This is a genomic window from Paenibacillus sp. 2TAF8 (assembly GCF_052114825.1).
Taxonomy (GTDB): domain Bacteria; phylum Bacillota; class Bacilli; order Paenibacillales; family Paenibacillaceae; genus Paenibacillus.
On the sequence record NZ_JBFRFN010000009.1, the window covers coordinates 80,396 to 104,221 of the forward strand.

31 protein-coding genes are annotated in these 23,826 nt (G+C 44.4%); 23 read left to right on the forward strand and 8 right to left on the reverse strand.

Annotated elements, in window-relative coordinates; all coding sequences use genetic code 11:
* Window positions 1-115: 115 nt before the first annotated feature.
* Window positions 116-1,930 carry a sensor histidine kinase gene (locus AB4Z30_RS15250; protein ID WP_441927794.1) on the reverse strand — a complete coding sequence of 605 codons (1,815 nt, stop codon included), beginning with the start codon at window positions 1,928-1,930 and terminating at the stop codon, window positions 116-118.
* A 365-nt stretch (window positions 1,931-2,295) separates the two neighbouring features.
* On the opposite strand from AB4Z30_RS15250, the gene AB4Z30_RS15255 reads away from it, so the two are divergent.
* The 6 genes from AB4Z30_RS15255 to AB4Z30_RS15280 all read left to right on the forward strand — a co-directional run bounded on the left by AB4Z30_RS15255 (window position 2,296) and on the right by AB4Z30_RS15280 (window position 8,206).
* Window positions 2,296-3,246 carry an ABC transporter permease gene (locus tag AB4Z30_RS15255; protein ID WP_441928158.1) on the forward strand — a complete coding sequence of 317 codons (951 nt, stop codon included), beginning with the start codon at window positions 2,296-2,298 and terminating at the stop codon, window positions 3,244-3,246.
* Window positions 3,247-3,265: 19 nt separating this feature from the next.
* Window positions 3,266-4,138: a carbohydrate ABC transporter permease gene (locus tag AB4Z30_RS15260; protein WP_441927796.1), complete on the forward strand. Its 873-nt coding sequence runs from the start codon at window positions 3,266-3,268 to the stop codon at window positions 4,136-4,138.
* An 806-nt stretch (window positions 4,139-4,944) separates the two neighbouring features.
* A complete protein-coding gene (locus tag AB4Z30_RS15265; RefSeq protein ID WP_441927798.1) occupies window positions 4,945-5,592 on the forward strand; it encodes a hypothetical protein in 648 nt (215 codons plus the stop codon).
* A gap of 86 nt (window positions 5,593-5,678) precedes the next feature.
* Window positions 5,679-6,146, forward strand: coding sequence for a GNAT family N-acetyltransferase (locus AB4Z30_RS15270; protein ID WP_441927800.1), 468 nt, complete (start codon window positions 5,679-5,681; stop codon window positions 6,144-6,146).
* 283 nt (window positions 6,147-6,429) lie between these two features.
* Window positions 6,430-7,248, forward strand: a complete 819-nt coding sequence (locus AB4Z30_RS15275) for a GNAT family N-acetyltransferase (RefSeq protein WP_441927802.1) — start codon at window positions 6,430-6,432, stop codon at window positions 7,246-7,248.
* Between the two features lie 316 nt (window positions 7,249-7,564).
* Entirely contained in the window at window positions 7,565-8,206 is a 642-nt protein-coding gene (locus AB4Z30_RS15280; RefSeq protein ID WP_441927804.1) for a FusB/FusC family EF-G-binding protein, read from the forward strand.
* 195 nt (window positions 8,207-8,401) lie between these two features.
* On the opposite strand, the gene AB4Z30_RS15285 is transcribed toward AB4Z30_RS15280, so the two are convergent.
* Both AB4Z30_RS15285 and AB4Z30_RS15290 read right to left on the reverse strand, forming a co-directional pair.
* The gene (locus tag AB4Z30_RS15285; protein ID WP_441927806.1) at window positions 8,402-8,830 is read right to left on the reverse strand and encodes a hypothetical protein; all 429 of its coding nucleotides are present in this window, start codon (window positions 8,828-8,830) and stop codon (window positions 8,402-8,404) included.
* A 239-nt stretch (window positions 8,831-9,069) separates the two neighbouring features.
* Window positions 9,070-9,237: a hypothetical protein gene (locus AB4Z30_RS15290; protein WP_441927808.1), complete on the reverse strand. Its 168-nt coding sequence runs from the start codon at window positions 9,235-9,237 to the stop codon at window positions 9,070-9,072.
* Between AB4Z30_RS15290 and AB4Z30_RS15295 the strand changes: the two genes are divergently transcribed.
* Window positions 9,187-9,471, forward strand: a complete 285-nt coding sequence (locus AB4Z30_RS15295) for a hypothetical protein (RefSeq protein ID WP_441928160.1) — start codon at window positions 9,187-9,189, stop codon at window positions 9,469-9,471. The two genes, AB4Z30_RS15290 and AB4Z30_RS15295, sit on opposite strands and share 51 nt — an antisense overlap.
* Window positions 9,472-9,735: 264 nt before the next feature.
* Here the strand turns inward: AB4Z30_RS15295 and AB4Z30_RS15300 are convergent, their stop codons facing one another.
* Entirely contained in the window at window positions 9,736-10,332 is a 597-nt protein-coding gene (locus AB4Z30_RS15300; RefSeq protein WP_441927810.1) for an NAD(P)H oxidoreductase, read from the reverse strand.
* Between the two features lie 261 nt (window positions 10,333-10,593).
* On the opposite strand from AB4Z30_RS15300, the gene AB4Z30_RS15305 reads away from it, so the two are divergent.
* The 6 genes from AB4Z30_RS15305 to AB4Z30_RS15330 are packed head-to-tail and all read left to right on the forward strand — an operon-like array spanning window position 10,594 to window position 13,932.
* On the forward strand, window positions 10,594-10,968 hold the full coding sequence (locus AB4Z30_RS15305; RefSeq protein WP_441927812.1) for a winged helix-turn-helix transcriptional regulator: 375 nt from the start codon (window positions 10,594-10,596) through the stop codon (window positions 10,966-10,968).
* A 34-nt stretch (window positions 10,969-11,002) separates the two neighbouring features.
* Entirely contained in the window at window positions 11,003-11,500 is a 498-nt protein-coding gene (locus AB4Z30_RS15310; RefSeq protein WP_441927814.1) for an NUDIX hydrolase, read from the forward strand.
* Between the two features lie 12 nt (window positions 11,501-11,512).
* Window positions 11,513-11,950 (forward strand): hypothetical protein, encoded by a 438-nt coding sequence (locus tag AB4Z30_RS15315; protein ID WP_441927816.1) that lies wholly within the window; start codon window positions 11,513-11,515, stop codon window positions 11,948-11,950.
* Window positions 11,951-12,008: 58 nt separating this feature from the next.
* On the forward strand, window positions 12,009-12,527 hold the full coding sequence (locus AB4Z30_RS15320; RefSeq protein WP_441927818.1) for a hypothetical protein: 519 nt from the start codon (window positions 12,009-12,011) through the stop codon (window positions 12,525-12,527).
* Window positions 12,524-13,387, forward strand: a complete 864-nt coding sequence (locus AB4Z30_RS15325; RefSeq protein WP_441927820.1) for a DUF4085 family protein — start codon at window positions 12,524-12,526, stop codon at window positions 13,385-13,387. The genes AB4Z30_RS15320 and AB4Z30_RS15325 overlap by 4 nt, the downstream gene beginning before the upstream one ends.
* Window positions 13,388-13,401: 14 nt before the next feature.
* A complete protein-coding gene (locus AB4Z30_RS15330; protein WP_441927822.1) occupies window positions 13,402-13,932 on the forward strand; it encodes a hypothetical protein in 531 nt (176 codons plus the stop codon).
* Window positions 13,933-13,996: 64 nt separating this feature from the next.
* Here the strand turns inward: AB4Z30_RS15330 and AB4Z30_RS15335 are convergent, their stop codons facing one another.
* Both AB4Z30_RS15335 and AB4Z30_RS15340 read right to left on the reverse strand, forming a co-directional pair.
* Entirely contained in the window at window positions 13,997-15,076 is a 1,080-nt protein-coding gene (locus tag AB4Z30_RS15335) for an anti sigma factor C-terminal domain-containing protein (protein WP_441927824.1), read from the reverse strand.
* Complete coding sequence (locus AB4Z30_RS15340) at window positions 15,073-15,585, reverse strand: RNA polymerase sigma factor (protein WP_434752254.1); 513 nt, start codon at window positions 15,583-15,585, stop codon at window positions 15,073-15,075. The genes AB4Z30_RS15335 and AB4Z30_RS15340 overlap by 4 nt, the downstream gene beginning before the upstream one ends.
* A gap of 143 nt (window positions 15,586-15,728) precedes the next feature.
* Between AB4Z30_RS15340 and AB4Z30_RS15345 the strand changes: the two genes are divergently transcribed.
* The 5 genes from AB4Z30_RS15345 to AB4Z30_RS15365 all read left to right on the forward strand — a co-directional run bounded on the left by AB4Z30_RS15345 (window position 15,729) and on the right by AB4Z30_RS15365 (window position 18,123).
* Window positions 15,729-15,941 carry a hypothetical protein gene (locus AB4Z30_RS15345; RefSeq protein WP_441927826.1) on the forward strand — a complete coding sequence of 71 codons (213 nt, stop codon included), beginning with the start codon at window positions 15,729-15,731 and terminating at the stop codon, window positions 15,939-15,941.
* Window positions 15,942-16,021: 80 nt separating this feature from the next.
* A complete protein-coding gene (locus AB4Z30_RS15350; protein ID WP_441927828.1) occupies window positions 16,022-16,567 on the forward strand; it encodes an HAD-IIIA family hydrolase in 546 nt (181 codons plus the stop codon).
* 4 nt (window positions 16,568-16,571) lie between these two features.
* Window positions 16,572-16,892, forward strand: coding sequence for a hypothetical protein (locus AB4Z30_RS15355; RefSeq protein WP_441927830.1), 321 nt, complete (start codon window positions 16,572-16,574; stop codon window positions 16,890-16,892).
* Between the two features lie 35 nt (window positions 16,893-16,927).
* Complete coding sequence (locus AB4Z30_RS15360; protein ID WP_441927832.1) at window positions 16,928-17,215, forward strand: SHOCT domain-containing protein; 288 nt, start codon at window positions 16,928-16,930, stop codon at window positions 17,213-17,215.
* Window positions 17,216-17,259: 44 nt separating this feature from the next.
* Window positions 17,260-18,123 (forward strand): phosphotransferase, encoded by an 864-nt coding sequence (locus AB4Z30_RS15365; RefSeq protein WP_441927834.1) that lies wholly within the window; start codon window positions 17,260-17,262, stop codon window positions 18,121-18,123.
* Between the two features lie 53 nt (window positions 18,124-18,176).
* Here AB4Z30_RS15365 and AB4Z30_RS15370 read toward each other — a convergent pair whose 3' ends face one another.
* On the reverse strand, window positions 18,177-18,407 hold the full coding sequence (locus tag AB4Z30_RS15370; protein ID WP_441927836.1) for a hypothetical protein: 231 nt from the start codon (window positions 18,405-18,407) through the stop codon (window positions 18,177-18,179).
* Here AB4Z30_RS15370 and AB4Z30_RS15375 point away from each other — a divergent pair.
* The 5 genes from AB4Z30_RS15375 (at window position 18,382) to AB4Z30_RS15395 (ending at window position 22,551) form a co-directional block, all read left to right on the forward strand.
* Complete coding sequence (locus tag AB4Z30_RS15375; protein WP_441927838.1) at window positions 18,382-19,176, forward strand: sensor histidine kinase; 795 nt, start codon at window positions 18,382-18,384, stop codon at window positions 19,174-19,176. The two genes, AB4Z30_RS15370 and AB4Z30_RS15375, sit on opposite strands and share 26 nt — an antisense overlap.
* Before the next feature lie 249 nt (window positions 19,177-19,425).
* Window positions 19,426-20,289, forward strand: a complete 864-nt coding sequence (locus AB4Z30_RS15380) for an MBL fold metallo-hydrolase (RefSeq protein ID WP_441927840.1) — start codon at window positions 19,426-19,428, stop codon at window positions 20,287-20,289.
* 473 nt (window positions 20,290-20,762) lie between these two features.
* Window positions 20,763-21,608, forward strand: coding sequence for a hypothetical protein (locus AB4Z30_RS15385; RefSeq protein WP_441927842.1), 846 nt, complete (start codon window positions 20,763-20,765; stop codon window positions 21,606-21,608).
* A gap of 31 nt (window positions 21,609-21,639) precedes the next feature.
* On the forward strand, window positions 21,640-22,032 hold the full coding sequence (locus tag AB4Z30_RS15390) for a hypothetical protein (RefSeq protein WP_441927844.1): 393 nt from the start codon (window positions 21,640-21,642) through the stop codon (window positions 22,030-22,032).
* Window positions 22,033-22,170: 138 nt separating this feature from the next.
* Window positions 22,171-22,551, forward strand: coding sequence for a VOC family protein (locus tag AB4Z30_RS15395; protein WP_441927846.1), 381 nt, complete (start codon window positions 22,171-22,173; stop codon window positions 22,549-22,551).
* 196 nt (window positions 22,552-22,747) lie between these two features.
* On the opposite strand, the gene AB4Z30_RS15400 is transcribed toward AB4Z30_RS15395, so the two are convergent.
* Window positions 22,748-23,731 carry a cation diffusion facilitator family transporter gene (locus AB4Z30_RS15400; RefSeq protein ID WP_441927848.1) on the reverse strand — a complete coding sequence of 328 codons (984 nt, stop codon included), beginning with the start codon at window positions 23,729-23,731 and terminating at the stop codon, window positions 22,748-22,750.
* Window positions 23,732-23,826 lie beyond the last annotated feature (95 nt).

The following is a 23,826-nucleotide window of genomic DNA, read 5'->3' on the forward strand; positions in this document are numbered from 1 at the left end:
ACTAAGAAGATAGCAAAAACGCCTTAACCATCGCCATAATGAGCGGTTGGAAGGCGTTTTTTAGTACATACAATCGTTATGCGGGCCCTTAAGAGATGATCAGGTTAATCTGTCTTTATCCATCCGTTGAGTCGTTCCCACGTTCCTTATCAGCATCTTCGCTCGGGATTTCCCAGACGATTTCGGTGCGGAAGCCGCCGAGGGGAGATGGGCCGAACAAGAGATAAGAATGGTTGCCAAAGGTGTGAATCATCCGCTGGTACGTATTCCAGAGACCGCAGCCGACTTCCTCTTGCAAAGGCTCCAGCATTTCCTGGTTCAACGCTTCGTATTGCTCCGGCGTAAGGCCGGGCCCATCGTCGTCGATATAGATTTTGCCAAAGCCATTCACACTCTCCCCGGTTATTCGAATCTCCCCGGATGTATACGATTTCCCAATCCCATGAATCACCGAGTTCTCAACCATCGGCTGCAGCATTAGTCGTGGTACCGATTGAGCAAGCATGTGCTCCGGAATATCGATGTGATATTCGATACGGCCATTGCGCAGCTTCTGAATATCCAGATAGTTAATGAGTAACTTGATCTCTTCCTGGAGCGAAGAGGTTTCCCGTTCCATCCGGGTGGTGTAGCGATAGTATGCACTCAGATTATGCGCCATAGATACCACAGCTTGCTCGTCCTTCATCTGCGCCATGTTGATGATATAACCGAGACAGTTATATAGAAAATGCGGGTTAATCTGTGCCTGGAGCTGCTTCAACGTCGCTTCTCTGGCCCGGATTTTTTCCTGAAACACATTTTCAATCAGATCCTGAATCTGGTGAGACATGTCGTTGAAGCGGTGGAACAAGAATGAAAACTCATTTTGGTTGTTGCTGTGCAAACGCACGGAGTAATCACCTTGCTGCACGCGGCGTAGACCTTTGATCAGCTTCTGAATCGGATACTGCACATTGCGATAGAGCAAGATGGACGCGGAGATGCCCACAACGAGCAGCAAAATCATGCAGACATAAAACAGATTCTGGCTCAGCGAGATCGGCTGCAAAATCTGATATAGCGGCACGACATCCACCAGATGCCAGTCCAGATACGTGGATTTGACGGTGCTGACAAGATAGTTTTTGCCGCCAAGCTCCACGACATCCTGTGTTGTATCTTCGAGTGAGTGATTATTCAGATAACGGATCAGTTCGCCGGATAACTGCTTGTCCGCGGTCCGGTTCAGGATCGGGGCGTTGCCTTTGTGATACAAGATCGGATCGCCTTGTCCGCCTGCTTTGTACGTGTCGAGCATATTTTGAATGTTCTCGTAGCTGAAGCTGGCTTCAATGACCAGATTGCTGCCCGTGAGCATGCCAGGCTGAGCTAATGAATCCGTATAGAACCAGTAAAAGGATTGCATGGCGTCTTTCGAGTCGGTGGAATGATCCCCGTAGGTCCATTGTCCGCTCATATTTTTTTTCAAATACGCCTCATCATAACCCGTATCGCGGGTGTAGTTCGCAATGACCTCTTTGTTCTGCTGGGAGTATACCGCGTAGCGGGTAGGCCAGAGATCGGTTACGCCGGTCTGGAGCGTCATTTTCTCCTGAATGATGTACCTCGTCTGCATCTGGTCATACTTATCCTGCCATAGGTTCAGACCGTTGAAGGCACGCACATTCGGATCACGCGAGAGAATAAGGCTGAAATCCATCATCTGATTAATGCGGGAATCGATCTGACTGGACAGGAATGTGAGCTGCTTGGTGTTGGACACTTGCAGTTCTTTGCTGACGACATCGTACGTAACGTTGTTCGAATAGGTGTACATGATCAGAATCGGGATGAACAGAATGACGATTAACAGATTGATTTTGGCGAAAAGGCTGAATCGGGATCGGATTCCTTTTTGAAAAATGTTAAAGCGCTCCCATATATACATAAAAAGTCTCCTCTACATTCACATCTAACTATATTGTTGAACGTTTTTATTTACACCTGTAACGAAGAGGACAGAAAAAACCTGGAAAAGCGAAGCGCTCGCCTTTATCACCGGATTTTCCCTCTAAGAAGGTAATCAAAAAAATCTGGGGATAACAGCGATTGAAAGGTTATTCTGTCCTCGGAGTGGCTCGTGAAAATAACACGATTAGTGCACCAATATAGATCAAACTAACAAAACCCTATCGACCCTAACAATGTTATATAGTCAGACCTCGGAATGGCTTGATACTATTTATATCAGAGAAGCCCAAGACACACAAAAACTTTTTTTGGGAACAGGAGAAGGTTCATATGGAGGCTAAAATGGAGGGTCAACGGCTCCCGCAGGCGAATGTCGGCAACAAGCTGGAAAAAAAGAAGAAAAAACGCTACAAACAGCCGTGGATATTGCACTTCATGGTGCTGCCAGCGGCCATTATGGTCTTTATTTTTTCATATATTCCGATGTCAGGTATTCTAATGGCCTTTCAGGATTACAAGCCCGCGTTGGGCTTCAGTGGTTCGGAGTGGGTGGGGCTAAAGCATTTCGAGTATATGTGGACCAATGATTATTTCTTGCAAATTACGTGGAACACACTATTCTTTGCCTGCTCAAAGATCATCATGAACTTAATCATTCCGTTTATCTTTGCGCTATTGCTCAACGAGGTACGGAAGATGGCATTGAAACGTACGATCCAGACATTGGTATATCTGCCACACTTCTTGTCCTGGGTGACGCTGTCCGGTATTCTGATCGACATTCTGGCACAGACGGGCATATTAAATCAGTTTCTAGTGTCGGTGTTTGGCATCAAACCGATTTTCTTCCTCGGGGACGGCAATTGGTTCCGGTTCACCGTCATTCTCAGTGATGTCTGGAAAGAGTTTGGTTTTAACACAATTATCTTCCTTGCAGCACTGGCGGGCATCAACCCGTCTCTATATGAGGCAGCTGAAGTGGATGGGGCGGGGCGCTGGAAACAGACGATGTATATCACTATTCCGGCACTTATTCCCATCGGGATCGTTATTGCCACGCTGGCGCTGGGCAACGTGCTGAACGCGAACTTTGACCAAATCTTCAATCTGTACAGCCCATTAATCTATCAGCAAGCGGATATCATCGATACGTTTGTGTATCGCGAAGGTCTGCTCAGTGGACAGTTCAGCTTTGCAACGGCGGTCAATCTGTTCAAATCGGTCATCAGTCTGATCCTCATCGTGATCTCGTACCGACTGGCGTACCGTTTTGCCGGATACCGAATTTTCTAAGAAAGGATGATGATGAACCATGTATCATAAAACGTTACCTTATCGCATTTTCAGCATCTTCAACAATGTGTTTCTGACCATCCTTTCGGTGCTCTGCTTGCTGCCGCTGTATCACTTGCTGATGGTATCACTCAGTTCGTCCGCCCCTGCGAATGCGGGGCTCGTGACATTCTGGCCGATTGGATTTACGTTCGAAGCGTACGCCAAGACGTTTGATAACTCCAACTTCTTGTCTTCGCTCTGGGTATCGGTGGAGCGGACGGTGCTGGGCACCGGGCTTGCACTCATCGTCAATACGCTTGCGGCGTATGCTCTGTCGAAGGAGACGCGTGTGTTCCGCGCACGTAATGTCTACCTATGGTATTTTGTTATTACAATGCTTTTCAGTGGGGGCCTGATTCCGGGATACATCCTCATTCTGAAGCTTGGTCTGATGAACACGCTGTGGGCGCTGATTCTGCCAGGTCTGGTGGCGGTGTTCAACATCATTCTGCTGCTGAATTTCTTCCGCACGGTGCCGAAGGATCTGGAGGAGGCCGCATTTATCGATGGCGCAGGTCATTTCCAGTCATTTGTGAAAATCTATCTGCCCGTGTCCGTTCCGGTTATTGCTACCGTGTCCTTGTTCATGATGGTGGGACACTGGAATGCGTACTTTGACGGGATCATCTACATTCGTGATTCGGAGAAGTTGCCCTTGGCGACATTCATGCAGACGATCATCGTACAGGGCGACATGACGAAGCTTGACCCGCAAGCGATAGCGAACCTGTCCCAACGGACCATCCGGGCATCGCAAATTTTCATCAGCGCACTGCCGATTCTGCTGGTGTATCCGTTCCTGCAGCGGTATTTCGTAAGCGGGATTGTGGTCGGGGCTGTGAAGGAGTAGGAATGTATCATCGGAGTGCCCGGTGTAAATCTTTTTAGTTCAACCGGTATACAATTGTGAAAAAGAAAGCTGTCAAACTGGGGAAGGCCAGGGAGGCGGCTTCTTTTTTGTAGACTCTAACAGATAAGATCCATATGGTGTAATCACGCAGGAGCAGCAATCATCGTGAATTCTACGCTACGATCTTTGCTAGCTTTGATTTTTATTAAGTCTCTTAACCCATAACTTTAAGGAACTATATATGGTTACTATGATGTTCAACAATAACAGACCTAAGTATCCATCCGTAAACTTTGTTCTCTCAATCCACTTGTTCACCAGTTCTCCAGAAAGAGCTTGCTTCGCTAAATATTTATTAATATCGTTCGGATGAATTTCATCGATGTAAATGAGTGGGAACTCCATGCTATTGGGGGAGAAAGCTAGTGGTGGATAGAATTCGACCCATTTCTGACCTGTCCAGCGATCATACTTATATTTGAAATCTCCGCTGGATTCAGATTCAAGATAGTCCCATCTAATAAAACCGAATAGGAGTAGAATACACAGTGTAAACATGCTAATGATTATCTTTTTATTTTTCAAATGATCACATCCTTGTTTGGCGTGGACTATATTTACTTCGACTATAGAAACTCAATTGATGCTAATGGCACTGTACCCGTTTTTTATTTTACCAGTGCTACCAGTTATATGTAAGTAGATTCTCTCATGCTTAACTAAAATCTCTCTGGTTACCTTTATTTGAATAAAATGGTACGATAGGAAAAATAAAAAATGACATGTGAGAGGGGGAAAAGCTCATTATGATGACGGATTCGAATTCCTGGTCTGTGTGTATATCAAGCGATGTTGAGTTGAACTTTCTGGTCTATGTCGCCAGAGCGTATGGCATATGTAATACGTATTTCCATGATCACAGTACATGGCCTGACAGGCAGGTTGTTTTAGCAGATGAGTTACATCGGGAGTTTGAGACAAAGTGGCAAGATTTCTGGAAAGGCAGCATTCAACAAAAAGCGGAAGCAAAGATCCGGCAAACAGCCGTATCCAATTTTCCATCACAGGCCCAAGTAAAGTTTAAACACCTTAACCACAACTATGTATCTCCTTTTGTGTTTAACCCACCCCAATTTGAAGCCATCGAACATCAGGGACTGAGGGATGCTTTGATCGCACAATGGCCCTCCTTCATCCAGTGGTGGAACATGCCCGCAGGCGGAAAGGCTGCGATGTATTACTGGGAAGGTAAACCGGATGTTATAAGGTATGTTCGGGAGTTTGAGATGGAAACGGGCAGGACTATTCACCCCTTTCATATGAATGTGGAATTAATCTATAACGGTCCTCATGAGCCGATTGAAGTCGCAGATGACTACTTGATTATGCCGATCAGAACGGAATATCTAATGAAGAAGGACTGGTGGGCCGAACGATTTAGAGAGAAGTATTAAGATGAAGTACTAAGACAAGATGAGCATATATAAGCGCATGTATGGGGTAGCATCTACAATTCACTCTACGAGCAGGGGGAAAAGAAATGGAATTCAGAAAAATCACTTGGGATAATTTTATTGAATGTATTGAACTCAAGGTTTCTCCGGATCAGCAACAATTCATCTCTTCGAATCAGCATGCACTTGCAGAAGCGTACATAGCCTCGGATGAAGGGCAGATCATTATCACATTTGCAGTATACAAGGAAGAACGAATGGTCGGATTTATTTCGATGTATTATGACGATGGTGATGGAAATTTCGAATACAGCAGCTATGGCATTTTCAAAATGATGATCGATCATCGATACCAAGGCCAGGGATACGGCAGAGAAATGGTAGAGAAAGCGATTGCGTATTCACGTTCAGCCCCGCGTGGGGAAGCTAAAGTGGTAGAGCTAACATATAAACCGACAAATGTGCCTGCTAAGAGAATCTATGACTCTCTTGGTTTTCAACTTACGGGTGATGTATTGGCTTGTGGTGAATTGCAGGCGGTGTTAACGCTATAGCAAGATTGAGTTGAAGAGGTTCCATTATATAAGAAGGATATGAGTGAAATGTTCTCATGGATATATCAGAGTTATAAATTATGGTTTTGGTTCGTTGTATTTGTGGCTTTTATATCAGGTACTGTGTACAAATGGTTTTATGCACCTATGTGGCAGGTCTGGCTTAATGCCGGATGTGGTCTCATAAGTTTGTTGATATTCGTATTTCTTCTCCTGCGTAGAAGATCAATAAGGTATAAGGTCATACAGAAAATAGACATCTAAGCAGGAAAGAGGAATAGACATGAGAAAACTTGTACCGGATGAGTATTCAACTGTGCTCCCCTTGCTAGGGACGATTCGGAATCAAGCCGTATATGCACTTTCAGTGATTGACGGCACACAGCAGGGCAGTGTATTTGTAAATGAAGGAAACCGAATCACCTCGGCATTTATTACAAGTAGTGGTGGTTTCTATGGTGTGGCTGGAGACGAAACGAACGATGCTTTTGTTCAGGATGTCATTCAGTATATGAATGATGAGTCGAATCATCCTGATTTTTTTGCTTTGGGTGTCTATACCCAGGCTTGGGAGAACCGGATGGATGCGTATTCTATTCAGCATTCCCAGAAAATCTCGCGTACATATTATCGCTTTAATCAAGGCCGTTTTATAAAGTCGTATGAGGAATTTGTTCAGTCTTATGGCAATTCAGCTATAACTCCGCAAAAGCCCTTTGAGTATTACCCTTTAGATCTCGATATCGCTACAAAATACAGGGAACATTTTTACCCTTATTATAAGCTCGTATGGTCATCAGCAGAGAAGTTCTGTGCCCATGGAATCGGACATTTTATCATGAAAGATGGCGAATTGATTAGTGTCTGTACTTCCCCGTATGTGGGAGGAGGCTATGCAGAGATTGACATTATTACGGTTGAAGAGTTCCAGCGACAAGGGCTAGCGAGTAAGTTGGGGGTGCTTTTTATCCAGGACTGTCTATCACAAAACCTCATTCCTAACTGGAGCTGTCATACCGATAATGGTGCATCGAACGAACTGGCTCAGAAATTAGGTTTTGAAAAGATAGGAGAACATTCGATGTATTGGTATCATGCATGACAGGCGTCATGCGGGTTCACACATGTTATAGATGAGGTAGATGTTAATTGGACGGTAAACCGCATTGCCTCTCTCTCTCCATTCCTGCTATAATGCCCGTATATTAAATGCATTGGGGGTTATGACGTGGCAATAGGGATGATGCCGGATTGCTCGTTCGCTAGAAAGCCTTACGCAAAGCCTGAATAGGGGCGGACTTTGTGTAGGGCGCGACAAAATGAGATCGTGTGCCCTGAAATCAACATCAATATCATGGTTCAACCCGCAGGCTTTGCACCTTATTTGCTCGACCACTATAAATAAGGGGCTGAAGGCCATGCAAACACCATTTATTCATAATCATCAATATAACTACATTGTTAAACAAGCCGAATTTCTATTAAAAACGCTGCGCTCGGTCGTGGACCCCAAAGTATTGGATACGGTCCGTTACACCGTCAGTACGAATGCCGTAGGCATCTTCGAGGATCTGACGCCGGAACAGAAACAGCTGCTGGAGCAGCTATCCACGTATAATACGCCGCATGACGTGCAGCAATATTTGAATCAGCTTAAGGCATACCTGATTCCATACCCTCAGGTCACAGCTAAGCAGATTCAGAAGCTGTTTCCGAAGGCCAAGAAGCTCAAACTTCCTGATCTGGAATCCATCGATTATGCACACACCACGTACCTGAGATGGATCGACATTGCGACTAGCCGTTTGTTCATCGTGTATCCGCATGAAGGCAAGTTCCTCGGGATTGAGGGACGCCTTGCTGCCACGAACAAGAAGGGATACTGCATGTTCTGTCATCGCCATCAGGAGCTTGGATTCTACAACGTGAAGACCAAGGCACAGTCGGCGGACAACTTTGCGTCCGTTGGTCAGTATGTGTGTATGGATGATAAGGCGTGCAACGAGAGCATCACGGACATTAGCATGTTGGAGAAATTCTTGCTGGCAACGATGAAATAAGGCCGGAGAGTTGTGTGCAGCATATATTACAAAACAAGCAGTATCGTACCGCAGCATAATTACAGATCGTAAAATAGCACAAAACACAGGAAGGGCCGCTCGGTGGAGCGGTCTTTTTTGATGTGGCGTGCCCAGTCAAGCACCCATCTTCTAGCCGGTGAAAGTCCGGTCGCAGGAGGGGCATCTAGATCAAACTTACTCATTCGTAATATTTATCGTTTCATCAGTGATCGTTTTTCCATCACTTCCTAATGCTTGAACCACTAGACGATTGTGTAATGATTTACCCGCAATATTCCATGTTATTTTCCAACCATCGCTCCCACTGGTATCGTACCCAATTAGTTCTCTTTCTTTCCACGTCTCTGTACCAGTTGGAACGGACCAGAAAAGAAGTGTTTCCGCGTTATTTGCCTCTACAGTGACCGTCAAATCAGAACTGTTTGCAGGAACTACGACCCAACCTTCTTTTTCAGGAAAGTTAGTCTTAATACTTGTGATCATAGGAGCAGACTCTTTTCTTTGAACATTTTCAGTCTCAAGATTTTTTCCAGAGTCTTCTGAAGTACATGCAGTGAGAAGAAGAAGGAAAAAAAGAAGCAGGTAGAATGCTTTTTTTGTCATAATTATCACCTCTTTCTATAATTTTTAATGAATAATCTATATTATAGAAAAAATAAACTGAAATTCCAAAAATAAGCCAAACCTTACGTTTGACGTTTTTAAACTGAATGTAAATGATTAATAATTCCTTGTTTGGATGTATCTACTACTTTTATCAGAGAAACAGTAATAATAGCTTAGCATAGTGTAGTAGTCATATTCTGAGTAATTTTGTGCAATATATTGTTTGCCTCATTGACTTAATACTCCATCCGAAGCTGTACCAATAACCCCTTCTGGTCCTGTTCTATACTGAGCGGGCGAAGAAGCTCAAACTTCCTGATCTGGAATCCATCGATTATGCCCACACCACGTATCTGAGATGGATTGACATTGCGACTAGCCGTTTGTTCATCGTGTATCCGCATGAAGGCAAGTTCCTCGGGATTGAGGGACGCCTTTCCGCCACGAACAAGAAGGGATACTGCATGTTCTGTCATCGCCATCAGGAGCTTGGATTCTACAACGTGAAGACCAAGGCACAGTCGGCGGACAACTTTGCGTCCGTGGGTCAGTATGTGTGTATGGATGATAAGGCGTGCAACGAGAGCATCACGGACATTAGCATGTTAGAGAGATTTTTGCTGGCAACGATGAAATAAGGCCGGAAAGTTGTGTGCAGCATATATTACAAAACAAGCAGCATCGTACCGCAGCATAATTACAGATGGTAAAGTAGCACAAAACACAGGAAGGGCCGCTCAGTGGAGCGGCCTTTTTTGATGTGTGATGTGGAGGCTTTACTTACCATAACCGCTTATGAAAAGCGGCAAAGGGTGATTTATTTTACCAAAGGTGGAGCGGCATGTGAGGTGTTTATTTTTTCAATCGTGAGAGTCACAGATGGACATTAACCATTTAACCGTTTATGTTACTGACTGTTCAGCAGAGGTGCTGGCATAGTTAACGCCCAACTCGTACGCCTGATTCAGCAGTTCCTCATAGTGTTCCGGTGGGGCATCCACCGTTTCGTATAGGAATTCAACCTTCGAATTAGACACACCGCAGTAATCTGCGATACCGACATTGAGCAGGTTTTGGATGGCTTCACCGTAGTTTCGTTTATTCACCTGTTCTTCCGTGACACCGGCAAGGGCGATCCATAGAATTTGCTCATGATGCAGTTTATTCGAACCATAGGCAAAACTGTTGTTCATCACACGGTCAATATACCCTTTCAGCATCGCTGGCAGATGCCACCACCACAGAGGGAAGACAAAAGCAATCGCATCGTGTTTCTGGAGTCGCTTCATCTCCGTTTCAATCTGAGGGGAGTAGCGCTGATCATCTTGCGTATAATCTGGCTCATCCTCTGCTCGCAGGATCGGATCAAAACCAATCTCGTGCAAATCTACGATTTCGGCTTGATGACCTGCTTCTGTCAGGCCTTGAACGAAACGATTGGTGACCTGAAAGGTCAGGGAATTTTTGCGTGAATGAGATACTACTACTAATACTTTCATGATCAATCACAACCTTTCTGGAGCTTGGTTCGGTAGCCATAGCTCCTCTGCTGATGCTATTATAAACAGAGTTGAAAACATCTGGAAGTACGCACTTTGATGTTCTATAGGGAGATAAAAGTACCCTAGGAACATGAAATTTGAACGTGAAACTTAAATGTACCTTGATGGGAATATCATGATTTAAGAACCCTGAAATAAAGAATCATGATATAAAGGCCATGACATGAGGTTCAGAAAGATATCGGAGGGAAGATCAAGATGGAACAAGGCAAGGCAAATACTGAGGCTTCCAAGAAATATAGAGTTGGTGTTGAAGCAGCGCTTGAAGTGATGGGTGGCAAGTGGAAGCCGCTCATTATTTATCATTTGTTTACAGGTTGCAAAAGAACGTCGGAGCTGAAACGGTTAATCCCCGACATTACGCAGAAAATGCTGACAACACAGCTCAGAGGGTTGGAAAAGGACGAGATCGTACAGCGTAAAGTGTACTCCGAGGTTCCTCCGCGAGTGGAGTATGAACTGACAGCTTATGGATTGGGACTTAAACCCGCGCTGGATCTTCTGTGTTACTGGGGAGAAGAACATCTGGATAAGGTTTACGGCGATAAGTCGAAGGTGTTGGAGGATTTTTAATTCCAGGAAAACGTGAAGGACAGGGGGAGAATCGGTGGAACATACAACCATTACAACCAAACAGACCGTGCCGATCCGCTGCGAAGGGGTTGCGGTGGTACTCTTGAAGAAAGATCTGAATGAATTTCTTGTGCTGATGCTGAAACGGGCTGGTCGAATGCTGCATGGTGAGTGGTGTTATATCGGCGGCGGTATTGAGCAAGGGGAAAAGGCATGGGAAGCCGCGCTCCGAGAGATTCGGGAGGAAACGGGCATCACGAATGTTCGTTTATACACGTCTAATCAGTTCGAACAGTTCTATTCACAGGCAGAGGATTATATCTATATGGCTCCCGTATTTGTAGGTTATGTGCACGAAGATCAGTCTGTCCAGTTGAATCATGAGCATAGCGATTACCGATGGATGACGTTTGACGAAGCCAAACACAACGCGGCACTGCCCGGAATTGATGATATTCTGGATTTTGTAGAAAAGCATTTTGCCAGAAAAATACCTTCAAAGTGGTTGCAGATTAATATAGAAAATGATTAGGAGGAATATTGCATGACGTTTAAGACGATTTATCCAAGAGCTATACAGCAATTAATTTGTATGGTAATGATTGTAGTTTTGTTTTCTAGAAATGTTTTTTACGGTGAAAATGGTGTTATGAAATACATCGCTATATTTTTATTCGTCTTTATTCTCGGGCACATTATTTTTGGAATATGGCGTATATTCTTCACTAAACCTAGCATTACGCTGGAGGGCGATCATGTGATGTCTACCCAACTACAGAAATACGATGCCTCTCAGATTGAGTGTATTTATATGAATTACAGACGAATCGGGTTTAAACGCTATGGCAAACGGATTGTACCAATGGATTTATGCTTTTATTTTAAGAGAGATCAAGAGACCGTGGGTGTAGAAGCTGTCCGTGAATGGGCCGCGCGGAACGACAAAGAGATCAAACGCAAATTTTTTCAAACCTGGGTGTAGACTAGCGCGTTTGTGAGTGTAAGGGGACATTGAGGCTGGAGAATCTGGAGGAGTAGCGATGAAATCAATAGAGCAATTTTTAACCAGCGATTGGTATAAACAAGTCACGTCTGAACTTGTTCAGCTTAAACCTCAGGTGAAATTTGTGGAACATGCTAGTTATGAGGCATCTATGCTGATGGATTCTTTTAGAGAGCGCAAATATGTTCTGGAGGGCTCTAACGGCCCTGCTCCGACTGAAGAAGACTGTGTGCAGTGGATTATGGAACAGATTGCCGAGGACAAGGACGAGATTATGTCTTATGTGGTAGCCAGGTTAACTTTTAGTGAGCAGTTGGATGATGATCCGGACGGAGAATTTGCTGATGGCGAAGAACTGGATGCAGGGGATCGGTCGGAAGTGGTAGAGGTGTTGGGATTTACGAGATCGGTTATCGCAAACACGGTCATTGAATATGATCTGGTGAAGAATCATCCGAAACAATTAACCGCCTTTTTCAAACGCACACGTATTCCCGGCGCAGCCAAATTCGCTTCACAGATTAAAAAGCTTTACAAACAGGAGAGATGCCTATGAAATATTTAACCAAAGAGTGGTACGAAACGTGCCAGCAGACTGGGCTTCATTTTGGCATGAGAGTACATAAAGGCGCGGCGTTGCTGGATGAGGCTCTTTTCCAGCGACTGTACAAACGCAAGGAAAAAGAGTATGTAAAGCAAGAGCATGAGATGTATGATTTCGATCCACGTTTCATGCTGGAGAGTGATGGTCAAGTGATGACCCGTGTAGACAAAGCTTTTAGCGGGAAAGAGATCACGGCAGAAGATCAGATGGTGTATCACATGCCGCCGGAAGAGCGAGCACATATTGAGAAGTTGATTGCTGAATATGATGTCCGTCCTGCTTTTGATGAGAAGCAATGTAAAGACAAGTATAAGGAATTGATGGAGTGGAACTGCCAATATCATGCGGAGAATTTACCCGCTGACATCTTGAACCAGATTGCGGACATCCGTATGTTTGCACTGGGGTATTGCACAAGCGAAGTCTTGCAACAACTCAAGAAAAAGAGTGCAGAGAATACCCAAGAGATGGAACGTGTTGGACAAGCCTACAGGGAAGAGATGTTGAACCAGGATATTTCGGATGAGATTCGAAGCCGGGTACAATTCCATGATTGCAAGGTGACAGAGCTATTGCACACGGATAATCTGGTTATTCGTTTTGATAACCGGGGTGGCTTCACTGAAATCAATAAACTTACGCTGACAGCACCTGAAATTCTCAAGCAAGAAGGTGAGATCATTAGCAGGCACTGGCTATACCAGGAGCTATACCGAATCGATCAAGGGTATGAATTGCATGTTCTTATGGACGGAGAACCGATGCCTGAATTGATTGTACGTTGTACCGATATCATCGCCGAGACCGATTGAAAGGGAGTGATATTATGAATGAGATATCTTTGCCGTCATCAGCAGAACATTCTATTGAATCTCTTCGAATGACCAACACAGCTACTTCGGTTTTTATTGAAATATTGGTTCTTAGTGGCTCTCGTCTCGCCAAGACAAACCGGGAAAAAGAGTTTGTGATTTGGTTAGCACAGAGAGATCAGAATAGAGTGGGGCGAGGAACGGTCGGATTTGAATTAAATGAGATGCCATGGTTAAAGAAGGATGTGGCCCTTATGAAACAGTTTATGGTCAATGTAATTCATGGGGCGATGAACAAAAGCGGGTGGCATCTCTTGGATTATGAACCTGGTGAGGAGTGGTGCCATACCACACTTCAACATTTTCTAATGATAATTCAGACGTTTACAGCAAAGGATATCGACGAACAGTCATATCTGGAGTGGATCTCTTCGGATGAAGAGGATGAATATGAACCAACCGTTCCTGTAGGCCATCCGAAATGTAATCAGCATGGTGTTTATCTTTCTTGCTTCGGCTGCGTTATTTGTAACTCTTGCATGTAAAAAAAGAGATCATCCCTGTTCGCACAAAGGCATGATCTCTTTTTTTAACTATAACCCTGCATTTCTAATCCCAATTCCATATCTCTACCCGGTTCAGATGCACGTGCTGGAATTCCGGATTCTCGGTAATCTTCTGCAATTCACGTACGGGCCCTGTTACAACAACTCCATACACTTGTATGCCATTCTTTTTCAGATAGGCAAGTCGTCGCTGATCCCAATCAACACCGTTGTAACTGAGATTGCTGGTCATCCATTCCAGATCAGACATCATGGCTTGGATTTGTTCCTGCATCGTTCCTTCTGACTGTGCCAGCTTCTGATCTACATATTCTCTAGGAAAATAATTAAACCATCGCCCTCCGCCGTCTTCCATTTCATAGAGCGGTTTAAGAGTCAGATGAGGAACATTATAGTCGAACATTCCTGCTCTCGAATAGGAAAGATTTTTTTCTTGCATTTCTCCTGAATAGATCGGCATCGCTGTTACTCGGACATCATATTTAGAGAGCAGCTGCATAAGTTGCTCAGGCGATTTTAGATTTTTCAATGAGATCGACATCTCGGCAACATGTCCGTCATCTATTTTACGAAGTCGCTTGGAACTGCTGTTTTCCTCCGTGTCCTCATGGGAAGGTTTGCCGTCAACCAAGTCATACGGAAGGTAAAATGGACCGGGTTCGTTCCCATTTAAATAAGCACCTGTGCTATTCATCTTGTAACTGAATTTACCGGTAATACTTCGTTCGGCTTGAACCTCACCAGTGATCACTTCCGATGAACCGACGAGGCGATATACTTTCAGATTAGCCTTCTGTGTTAGAAAGGGAGTGACTTCAAACGTCTGATGGGGACTTTTTTCGACGCGCAATCCGTCACCATGCATCTCCACCACCGAAATAATGGAACGCATGAACTCGTTCCGCACCTTGGATTGATCGAAATACATATGCAGAGCCGTGAGATAGACATGATAGAGTATAAATATTAAAAATAGAACGCCACCTGCGTTCAGGAAAATTTTCCAACGTGTTTTCCATACCATTCGTCTAAATTGCTTATGACTCCATTCCGGGCGTTGAGGTTCAAAATCATCTGCATGGAGTACATGCAGATCATCTGGTTCCGTTGACTTGGACATCATTCATTCTCTCCTTTCATCTGTAACATCTCTTCTTTAAATCGGGCTCTGGCACGAAACAGGGTAACTTTGACTTGGCTCATATTCATATCCAGAACCTCACACAGTTCCTTGTAAGACAGTTCATTCATCTCGCGAAGTAGCAGCACAGTCCGGTACTGTTCAGGCAGTTTTTTCATGACCTGTTGAATGAGCTTTATCCGTTCACGAGCAGCAAGCACTTCCTCAGGAGTACGATATGTATTCTCTACACTTTGTTTCTCCAATTCCCGGCTCATTTCCATTTCCCCGCGGTTCTTCCGGTACCAATCGATAAACAAATGTCTGGCTACTTTGTATAACCAGGCTCTGGCATAGTCTGCATGTTTCGCTTTCATCGATACCATAGCTCTGTAAAATGTCTCTTGAACTAACTCCTCAGCCGTTTCTTGTGATCCACACATTCGGTAGAGATAGAGATGCAGGGAGGACTGGTACTGTTTGAATAGTTCGGCATATAAATCACTCCTCATTTCAGATTTCATCCTCCTTCATTTAAGACAACGGGTGGAGTTGAAAAATGTTACAATTAAATTGAATATTTATTAATAATATGAATTGAATTATGTTTTGTCAGGCACATAAGTTCATAGACACCAAGGAGATGTACACGACTATGGAGTTATTTACAGCGTTAATTGCCGTTTTTGTATTCATTATTTTCGTGCTCATTATTGCAGCAGTTGTACGTTATGCTGTGGATTCATCCAAAACATCCAGAAGATTGGATCTACTGATGAAGGAAGTACGTGAACTGCGCGCGGAAGTCAGAAGGTTTCAACATACGAAAGGCCAGGACAGTCAACATATTATCGATGAAAAAGTGTAATAGCTGTGTGAAGCGGTGAGACCTTTAAGTTAGTGAATAGTGGTTAAAACAATAACTTAAATCGGGAGTGAACAAACCTTATGACTGCAATTCCAAACGTTCAGGCTGTTTTTATCGACAGAGATGGCACGATCGGAGGTACAGGACATTTTATTCATCCAAGAGACTTTGAGTTATATCCGAATGCGCAGGAAGCGATTACGCTCTTAAAGCAAAACGGAATGAAGGTATTTGCACTCACCAATCAACACCGAATTTCACGCGGACAAGCAACGGTTCGGGAGTTTGAACAGCAGTTTCAGGAATACGGATTTGATCAGGCCTACATCTGCCCACATGAAGAACAATGTGGCTGCCGAAAGCCTAAACCCGGCATGTTACATCAGGCTGCAGAACAGCATGGTTTAGACTTGACCATGTGCATCGTTATCGGAGACGTAGGCGACACAGACATGCTTGCTGCGCATGCTGTAGGAGCAACGAAGATTATGGTGAGAACAGGCTGGGGGGAATCCTCGTTAACGAAATTCAGAGATAAGTGGGCTCAGACTGAGCCGGATTATATTGCAGCTGATATCTTGGAGGCAGTGCATTGGATTATTGGAAATTTCATTTATAAGGAGTGAGCGTATGATTTCAAGAACATGGCATGGAGCGGTGCCACTGGAGAACAAGGAAGCTTTTTTGAAATACGAGTATGAAACAGGTGTGAAAGATACACTTGCCGTCAAGGGAAATCGCGGAGCATATCTGAAAGTGGTTGAGCAAGGAGCCTATGCCCACTTTTTTCTGTGTACCATGTGGGAGGATATGGAGTCAATGATGGCATTTGCGGGTCCTGAGCCTACCATTGCAGTAACGTATCCGAAGGATGAGGAGCTTGGTTTGATCTCTGATCCAATCGTGATTATACAGGAAGTGACGAGTGCAGATAGTCCGTTCGAGGCTTGAAAGAGAACTACATAACTTTTAGGGGGCAATGAATTTTGAAGGGATTATCCATCGTTGCAATTGTCTTATTCACAATGACTTTATTGATCATATTTAGTTTGGGGCCAGTAGACCCAGGTGCTGCTGCAGTAATGGCACTTTTATCGATGTTTTTTGCCATACCTTATTCGATTTTTGTTCTGGTAAAAGCAAATAAATTAAAGAAACCAGTGATTAACGTCCATGAACAACTTTTACAATTAGGAGATTTAAGGGACAAAAATATCATCTCAGAGTATGAGTTCGACCAGAAGAAAGAGAAGTTGCTTGCGAAAATTAGATGAAACACAGGAGAAAGGAGAAGGGGAAAAAGGAAAGGGAGAAAGATATGATAAACATCAACCCAAGCACCAAGGAGATCAACGAGCTTTTTCAAAAGAACAGTATTCACGAACACATCGTGGAAGTAAAACCGTTGTCGGGAACGACGGCTGGTCGGGTGTTCAGGCTTCATGCGAGCTCAGGCGAACAGTACATTCTGAAATGGGATGATCCTGAGCGAGTTTATACTACATGCCAGTTTCTGGATGCATACAGTGAAGTGATACTGCTGCCGAAGGTTCTTTTTACGAGTTCGGACCACATTTATTTTGCATATAGCTTTATGGAAGGTGAGACTCATAACCATGGGGGAGCGAAGAAAGCCTGGTTAACCCGGCTTGTCAAAGAGCTGTTTAATACATATGTGCGTTTGCCAGACACAAAGCCATGGGGAAGAATGGAGTATCCACGCGAGACATGGAAGGAATTCAATCAGATTAGTATAGATGAGGCGAGAGTGAATCTTGGTGATGTGCTTACAGCGGAAGACTACAATCTGGTTCAATCTATAGTGAATCGTCTGTTTCATGAGGATGAGACGGCGAGATTTCTTTTGCATGGGGATGCGGGTGTTCATAATATTGTGTTTAAGCAAAAGGAACTGATTGGGGTCATTGACCCATCTCCGATGGTCGGCCCGGTTCTCTATGACTTTCTCTATGCTTTTTGTTCCTCACCCGATGACCTTGACCCGGTAATGTTATGGGATGTATTCGAGCATCTTGAACAGGTGACTATGAATAAGTCCAGATTGATGGAGGAAACACTGGTGCATTTATACTGCCGAATTGGACTCAGCAACAAACATCATCCGCAGGACTTGCCTGATTATCTTAAAGCGTGGGATTTGTGGAAACGGCATATAACATAAAGCCAACCTTCGCTTGGAAGGTTGGCTTTACTTTTGCAGATAAGAAATCCATATTATTTTGTAAAGAAAGGAATTGCCTCTTTCAGAATTTCTTCACCCGACAGCGGGCCTTTACCTAATGCCCATATTTCATCATTAACTACCAGCACATGTTTATCTTTAACCGCTTTGATGGATTGGAAACTGCTGTTGCTCATCCATTTATCCAGATCGGCCTTCGCCCCGTAGATAACGCAATTGAATCGCAATGCGGCTCGTATGGCAAAGCTTGATTTCTCGGCCATGGCCCCGATCCAGAGTAAGGATGAGCTGGGTAGCCTGTCCGAAAGTCTCGTCAGTCTTTCTTCCAATCTGGATCGTACACTGAAGGAGCTGCAGCTCACGAATGAGAAACTGGTGCTGGAGATGGAATATAAAAGCCGGATGGAGGAGTTGCAGAAACGTTTTGTGTCAGATGCTTCGCATGAATTAAAAACACCCATTAGTGTGGTGAAGGGATATGCGGAAGGACTTCTGGATCAGATTGTCGAAAATAAACGAGAACGCTATATCCGTACCATTTTGCGAGAAGCCGATCGGATGGAAAAACTGGTGCTCGATATGCTGGAACTGACCCGGCTGGAAGCTGGCGCGGTGAAGCTGCATATGGAATCGTTTACGGCGGATCAACTTGTAGCTGAGTGTGTGGAGAAGATGAGACAGCTCGCCAAGGCCAAGCAGATGAAATTCGAGGTGCAAGGTGACCGTGAGGTACATGTCTGGGCCGATGCCGAGAAAATGCAGCAGGTTCTGCTGAATTATGTGAGCAATGCGCTTCGAAACGGGAATGAAGGAAGTACGATTCGGATAGATACCAGGTATGATCGTGAACATGAACAAGTATATATTTCTGTAGAAAATGAAGGGCCTTCCATTGCAGCGCATGAGCTGACACGGATATGGGATCGTTTCTACCGCGAGGAAGATGCTCGCAGTCGTCAGGCCGGTGGAACCGGGCTGGGGCTATCCATCGTGAAGGAGTTATCCAACTGCATCAGCAGTCCTATGGTGTAGCGAATAAGCCGAATGGCGTAAGATTTTATTTTACATTGCAAAGCTTGGAAGAGTAGTTACTGGCATGCTGCTCTGATGCAGAGTTTGAACAGAATTGTAATAATAGTTGAATACATCTAAATTGTGCATGGAAAGAGGTGAGTCCATTGGTAAACGCATAAACGGAGAAAAATCCATGATATGCACGTGAAGGTACATGTGGTTTTTCTCGGCTATGATCTCAAACTTCATACAAAGAGGAGAATTAACATGTTAAAACCATTAAGCGAGTCCATTTATTATATGGTTAACGATAATACACGAGAAAGACCGGTTCTTGGGCTGGTATGCGGAGAAAAATATAGCCTTGTCATCGATGCAGGCAATTCGGTTCAGCATGCTAAAGAGTTCCTGGCCGAAATTCGGCGATTGCAGGTGCCACCAGTGCGATATGTCGTGATCACTCATGCTCATTGGGATCATTTCCTGGGATTGAATGAATATGAAGATGCAACAGTGATCGTGAATCGCCTAACAGAACAGTGCTTGAATGAGTGGCGAGAATATACCTTTGATGATGCTGCGCTGCTTGAGTATGTAGAGAGCAACAAGATTAGCAAGCATGGCATGGAAGTTATTCAGCGTGAAATACCGGATAGGGAATCGTTTATATTGGGCAAGTCGGGCATGGTCTTTGAAGGCTCGCTTCAGCTTGATCTGGGGAACAAAATATGTGTGTTGGAACAAATCCGCAGTACACATACGGACGACTCAACCATTGTGTATGTTCCCGACGAAAAGACGTTATTTCTTGGGGATAGCCCTTATTCTACGACGACGAGTTCATTGTTCCATTATAAGCAGAGGCTGCTGTTGCCTATGATTGAGGATATACAGCGTTACGATGCAGTCCATTTTCTGCTGGGGCATGAGTCGATCTGTGATCAGGAAGAAATGGATATGTTTTTCGGTCAATTGACAGCATGCAGCCAAGCTGTATGCTCTACGTCCTTGGACGACGCGATGATTTCGTTTGAACGAGAACAGGGACGTGCACCTGTGGGCGATGAGTTATTTTTCCTGAAAGCGCTGGTTAATGATCGGATTTTGGCGGCTGGAGTGCTGGCGGAATAAAAGGAATCGTGTAAACGTTTATAAGATTATAAGAAGAGGGCCCTAGCTTAAAGCCGGGGCCCTTGTCATTTTTTTTATATTTCAATTCAATTCAATACTTCACGGAGAGAATATTCAATACATCTAAACCGGAAATCTAAAATCGGACACCTAAAACCAGGTATCGCCAAGGGTTTAAGTAGGAACTTCAGTTCTAACGATCTCCACGAAGCTTATTTGCTCTGAAATGAGGGGGTCAGAATTCTAACGATCCCCAGGAAGCTTATTTCATCCAAAAACTTGAAAAATACGCTACAATGAATCAAAATCAGCTAAATAGCGTCTCTGGTGATCGTTAGAAAATAAAAAGCGGCGAAACAGGCCATATAAGGCTTCTGGTGATCGTTAACGTTTTAGTTGAGCAAGGATTTAATGAACATCGTTCCATGTAACAACAATCATTGTCAATGATACATCACGGAGGAGGAAGTGTAATGACGAGCACTTATAAGATCCCTGAACTGTTGCAAGATTTAATAGATTGGGAGCAGGAAATCAAGCATGAAGTATCTTATCTGGAGACACCCACGGGTTATTTTCTTCAATTCGATCCTTATGATCATGGGGGTTATTTGAGTTCCCCTGCGGATGCGATCGTGTTTGCCAATACCGGCATGGGTGGCATTCATTATTCATTTTTGACGGACTTTGGACAAGCTTCTGATTTAAGCTTAGCGCCTGTAATTCGAGTAGACCCTATGGATTTCGGTAACTATGCGAGAATCATCGCCAGCAATATCCGAGATTTTTTTACTCTTGCCTTTTCAGGCTATGAGGGATTGCTTCTCAATGAATTTGAATCGAAACAACAGTACCTGAACTTTGTGAAAGAACAGACGGAGGAAGTGAATCAAAGTGAGTACTTTGACGGGAAACGTTGGGACCTTGAAAAAAATAAGGTTCGGGACTTGGCTATGCAGCGATTTGATCTGCAGCCCATCCCTGACGGTTACTCTTACATTCAGGAAGCACGGCATATCAGACGCAGTAAAGTCATTATCGATACACTTGATGGTCTTGGTGTTGCGCTGGGGAAGGGTTTAGTAAGTGATCATCAGAAAGCAGTGCCTCATCCCTGGCATAAGAAAGAGATCCCATACGATCAGGAGCAGCAGTTGAAGTCCTATATATCGAGCGCAGATCAGGTGGGTCTGTTTAGTTTAATCCGGGACAGTCAGGCACAAGGGTTCGATGATCCTGATGTATATCGAGCGATGAAAGATCGGCTCATTTCATTCGGGCTGGCGATGGAAGCGCAAAAGCTGATGTACTACAGGTGAATTACATTGAAAATTAAGGAGAGAAAGAGAAATGCGAGACATGCGTGAAACGGGGGTTACACCTTATTTAAGCTACATTGGTTTTGGACTGATTGCTTTGACAATCATGGTGAATTTGATTTTTAAATGGGGGATAGAACAAGGTTGGGATATGGGTTCACTCATGTTGCTGTCGGTGGTCAATGCCATGTCGTTACTATTTACATTGGTCTGGGGAGCCTTCGGGGTGCTGGAATTTGTGATGTTGCGGAAACAGAAACAGAGGATAGGATGGAGGGCCGGACGTGGAGCAATTGACCCAGAAGAATATGAGAAGCAGAGTAGAAATCTGAAGAGAAGTACGATCATTAATATCAGTTATATTGTTATTCTGCTGTGTCAATTAGGATATGTAATTCTGAATTGGGATGAGATAGATATTTAGGCGGTGGCATTTGGATTGGATACATAACGATGTGGTTTGCCGAAAATACCCTGGACTTATTGTAATTATATCTATAAAATGGAACTATAAAACGAAACTCAGTTTCACTAAATGAAACTTGGTAGGGGGAGGAATAACATGAACTTTCATTTCATCGGTATTGATCATGTTCAGCTGGCTGCTCCTGAAGGCTGCGAGAAAGAAGCTAGAGATTTTTTTAATCAAATTCTGGGCTGGACAGAAATCCCAAAGCCCGCACTGTTGCAGAAACGCGGCGGTGTATGGTTTCAATGTGGCGAACATCAGGTTCATATCGGTGTGCAGCATGATTTTGTACCCGCTTCCAAAGCCCATCCGGCCTTTCATGTACAGAAGCTGGAGCAGTTACGCGAACATCTGCACAAGCACGGAATCCAGGTCGTAGATGATGAAGCAAGAGCAGATGAGGGAGTACGACGTTTTTATCTGAATGATCCCTTCGGGAATCGGTTGGAGTTTCTGGAGTGGATCTCGGTTTAAACAGCCTGCAAAGGCTGCAAATTCAAACCCAAAGCCAAACTATAAAACAAGTGTGAACATAAGATAAAAGGGAATTAAGGCAAAAGTGAATTTAGGACAAACGTGAATAAATAAAAAACAGGGCGTCCCCTTTACGGGAATCGTCCTGTTTTGCCTTATCCAAATATAAGCAAGTATCCACTAATCTGCACTAAAATTAATGATGGTGATGCGCGTGCGCGTCGGGTGCGTCACCTTTTACAGTGCAAAGCACCGAGGTGTCGTGAAGATGCTTTTCCGACTCGACCTGCAAGGTGACATGTTTGATCTCTTTGTGCTCCAGCAGATGCTCGATCTTCTGTACAAGCACCTCGGATGCATACACATCCATCGTACCATCTACTACGATATGGGCGGTCAGTGCGTTCAGGTTGCTGGTGATTGACCAGACGTGCACATCGTGCACACCTTTGACGCCATCGACCTGCTGGATGGTTTGCACAAGATCGTTAACATTCACGTTGGGCGGTGTGCCTTCCATGAGAATGTGCAAAGAAGATTTGGTGACATAAAATCCACTGCGTAATACCAACACCGCAACAATGACACTTGCGAGTGGATCTGCCCAGCCCCAGCCGAAAAACATCATCAGCAGAGCAGCAGCAATCGCACCGATAGACCCCAGCATGTCACTGATCACGTGCAGATATGCTCCGCGCATGTTCAGGTTGCCCTCGGTATCGCTGCCACGCATCATAATCCAGGCAACGAGAATGTTCACGAGCAATCCGATTGTACTGATGATCAGCATACCCATGGTTGCGACTTCAGGCGGGTGGATAAAACGGCCAATGGCCTCGTAGAAAATATAAAGCGCAATGGCAATTAACGTAACTCCGTTAAGTGTGGCTGCCAGAATTTCAAAACGTCTGTAACCGTAGGTTTTCCCCGTATTGACGGCTTTTGCTCCATATGTGAATGCCAGCAGAGCAATTCCGAGTGCAATGGAGTCCGAGAGCATGTGACCGGCATCGGAGATGAGTGCCAAACTATTGGTGATGAATCCCCCGAAGGCTTCCACGATCATATACAAGGTAATGATAATGAAGGAAAAGAGTAGTACTTTTTTGTTATTCGTACCGTGCGTGTGATTGTGGCCATGGTCGTGCCCCTGATTGTGACTATGTTGGTGTCCTGACATGATAAATCCTCTCCTTAGGAGCTTTGCTCCGTTATGTAAGTTGCGTGATCATATCGCGTTACGTGCTACATCTGGTTATGTTGCTGAACATATCT

What these genes read in the sequence shown, in the direction of transcription:
- AB4Z30_RS15250 (WP_441927794.1), bottom strand. Translation starts at nt 1,930, where the DNA reads ATGTATATATGGGAGCGCTTTAACATTTTTCAAAAAGGAATCCGATCC.
- AB4Z30_RS15255 (WP_441928158.1), top strand. Translation starts at nt 2,296, where the DNA reads ATGGAGGGTCAACGGCTCCCGCAGGCGAATGTCGGCAACAAGCTGGAA.
- AB4Z30_RS15260 (WP_441927796.1), top strand. Translation starts at nt 3,266, where the DNA reads ATGTATCATAAAACGTTACCTTATCGCATTTTCAGCATCTTCAACAAT.
- AB4Z30_RS15265 (WP_441927798.1), top strand. Translation starts at nt 4,945, where the DNA reads ATGATGACGGATTCGAATTCCTGGTCTGTGTGTATATCAAGCGATGTT.
- AB4Z30_RS15270 (WP_441927800.1), top strand. Translation starts at nt 5,679, where the DNA reads ATGGAATTCAGAAAAATCACTTGGGATAATTTTATTGAATGTATTGAA.
- AB4Z30_RS15275 (WP_441927802.1), top strand. Translation starts at nt 6,430, where the DNA reads ATGAGAAAACTTGTACCGGATGAGTATTCAACTGTGCTCCCCTTGCTA.
- AB4Z30_RS15280 (WP_441927804.1), top strand. Translation starts at nt 7,565, where the DNA reads ATGCAAACACCATTTATTCATAATCATCAATATAACTACATTGTTAAA.
- AB4Z30_RS15285 (WP_441927806.1), bottom strand. Translation starts at nt 8,830, where the DNA reads ATGACAAAAAAAGCATTCTACCTGCTTCTTTTTTTCCTTCTTCTTCTC.
- AB4Z30_RS15290 (WP_441927808.1), bottom strand. Translation starts at nt 9,237, where the DNA reads ATGCGGATACACGATGAACAAACGGCTAGTCGCAATGTCAATCCATCT.
- AB4Z30_RS15300 (WP_441927810.1), bottom strand. Translation starts at nt 10,332, where the DNA reads ATGAAAGTATTAGTAGTAGTATCTCATTCACGCAAAAATTCCCTGACC.
- AB4Z30_RS15305 (WP_441927812.1), top strand. Translation starts at nt 10,594, where the DNA reads ATGGAACAAGGCAAGGCAAATACTGAGGCTTCCAAGAAATATAGAGTT.
- AB4Z30_RS15315 (WP_441927816.1), top strand. Translation starts at nt 11,513, where the DNA reads ATGACGTTTAAGACGATTTATCCAAGAGCTATACAGCAATTAATTTGT.
- AB4Z30_RS15320 (WP_441927818.1), top strand. Translation starts at nt 12,009, where the DNA reads ATGAAATCAATAGAGCAATTTTTAACCAGCGATTGGTATAAACAAGTC.
- AB4Z30_RS15325 (WP_441927820.1), top strand. Translation starts at nt 12,524, where the DNA reads ATGAAATATTTAACCAAAGAGTGGTACGAAACGTGCCAGCAGACTGGG.
- AB4Z30_RS15330 (WP_441927822.1), top strand. Translation starts at nt 13,402, where the DNA reads ATGAATGAGATATCTTTGCCGTCATCAGCAGAACATTCTATTGAATCT.
- AB4Z30_RS15335 (WP_441927824.1), bottom strand. Translation starts at nt 15,076, where the DNA reads ATGATGTCCAAGTCAACGGAACCAGATGATCTGCATGTACTCCATGCA.
- AB4Z30_RS15340 (WP_434752254.1), bottom strand. Translation starts at nt 15,585, where the DNA reads ATGAGGAGTGATTTATATGCCGAACTATTCAAACAGTACCAGTCCTCC.
- AB4Z30_RS15345 (WP_441927826.1), top strand. Translation starts at nt 15,729, where the DNA reads ATGGAGTTATTTACAGCGTTAATTGCCGTTTTTGTATTCATTATTTTC.
- AB4Z30_RS15350 (WP_441927828.1), top strand. Translation starts at nt 16,022, where the DNA reads ATGACTGCAATTCCAAACGTTCAGGCTGTTTTTATCGACAGAGATGGC.
- AB4Z30_RS15355 (WP_441927830.1), top strand. Translation starts at nt 16,572, where the DNA reads ATGATTTCAAGAACATGGCATGGAGCGGTGCCACTGGAGAACAAGGAA.
- AB4Z30_RS15365 (WP_441927834.1), top strand. Translation starts at nt 17,260, where the DNA reads ATGATAAACATCAACCCAAGCACCAAGGAGATCAACGAGCTTTTTCAA.
- AB4Z30_RS15375 (WP_441927838.1), top strand. Translation starts at nt 18,382, where the DNA reads ATGGCAAAGCTTGATTTCTCGGCCATGGCCCCGATCCAGAGTAAGGAT.
- AB4Z30_RS15370 (WP_441927836.1), bottom strand. Translation starts at nt 18,407, where the DNA reads ATGGCCGAGAAATCAAGCTTTGCCATACGAGCCGCATTGCGATTCAAT.
- AB4Z30_RS15380 (WP_441927840.1), top strand. Translation starts at nt 19,426, where the DNA reads ATGTTAAAACCATTAAGCGAGTCCATTTATTATATGGTTAACGATAAT.
- AB4Z30_RS15385 (WP_441927842.1), top strand. Translation starts at nt 20,763, where the DNA reads ATGACGAGCACTTATAAGATCCCTGAACTGTTGCAAGATTTAATAGAT.
- AB4Z30_RS15390 (WP_441927844.1), top strand. Translation starts at nt 21,640, where the DNA reads ATGCGAGACATGCGTGAAACGGGGGTTACACCTTATTTAAGCTACATT.
- AB4Z30_RS15395 (WP_441927846.1), top strand. Translation starts at nt 22,171, where the DNA reads ATGAACTTTCATTTCATCGGTATTGATCATGTTCAGCTGGCTGCTCCT.
- AB4Z30_RS15400 (WP_441927848.1), bottom strand. Translation starts at nt 23,731, where the DNA reads ATGTCAGGACACCAACATAGTCACAATCAGGGGCACGACCATGGCCAC.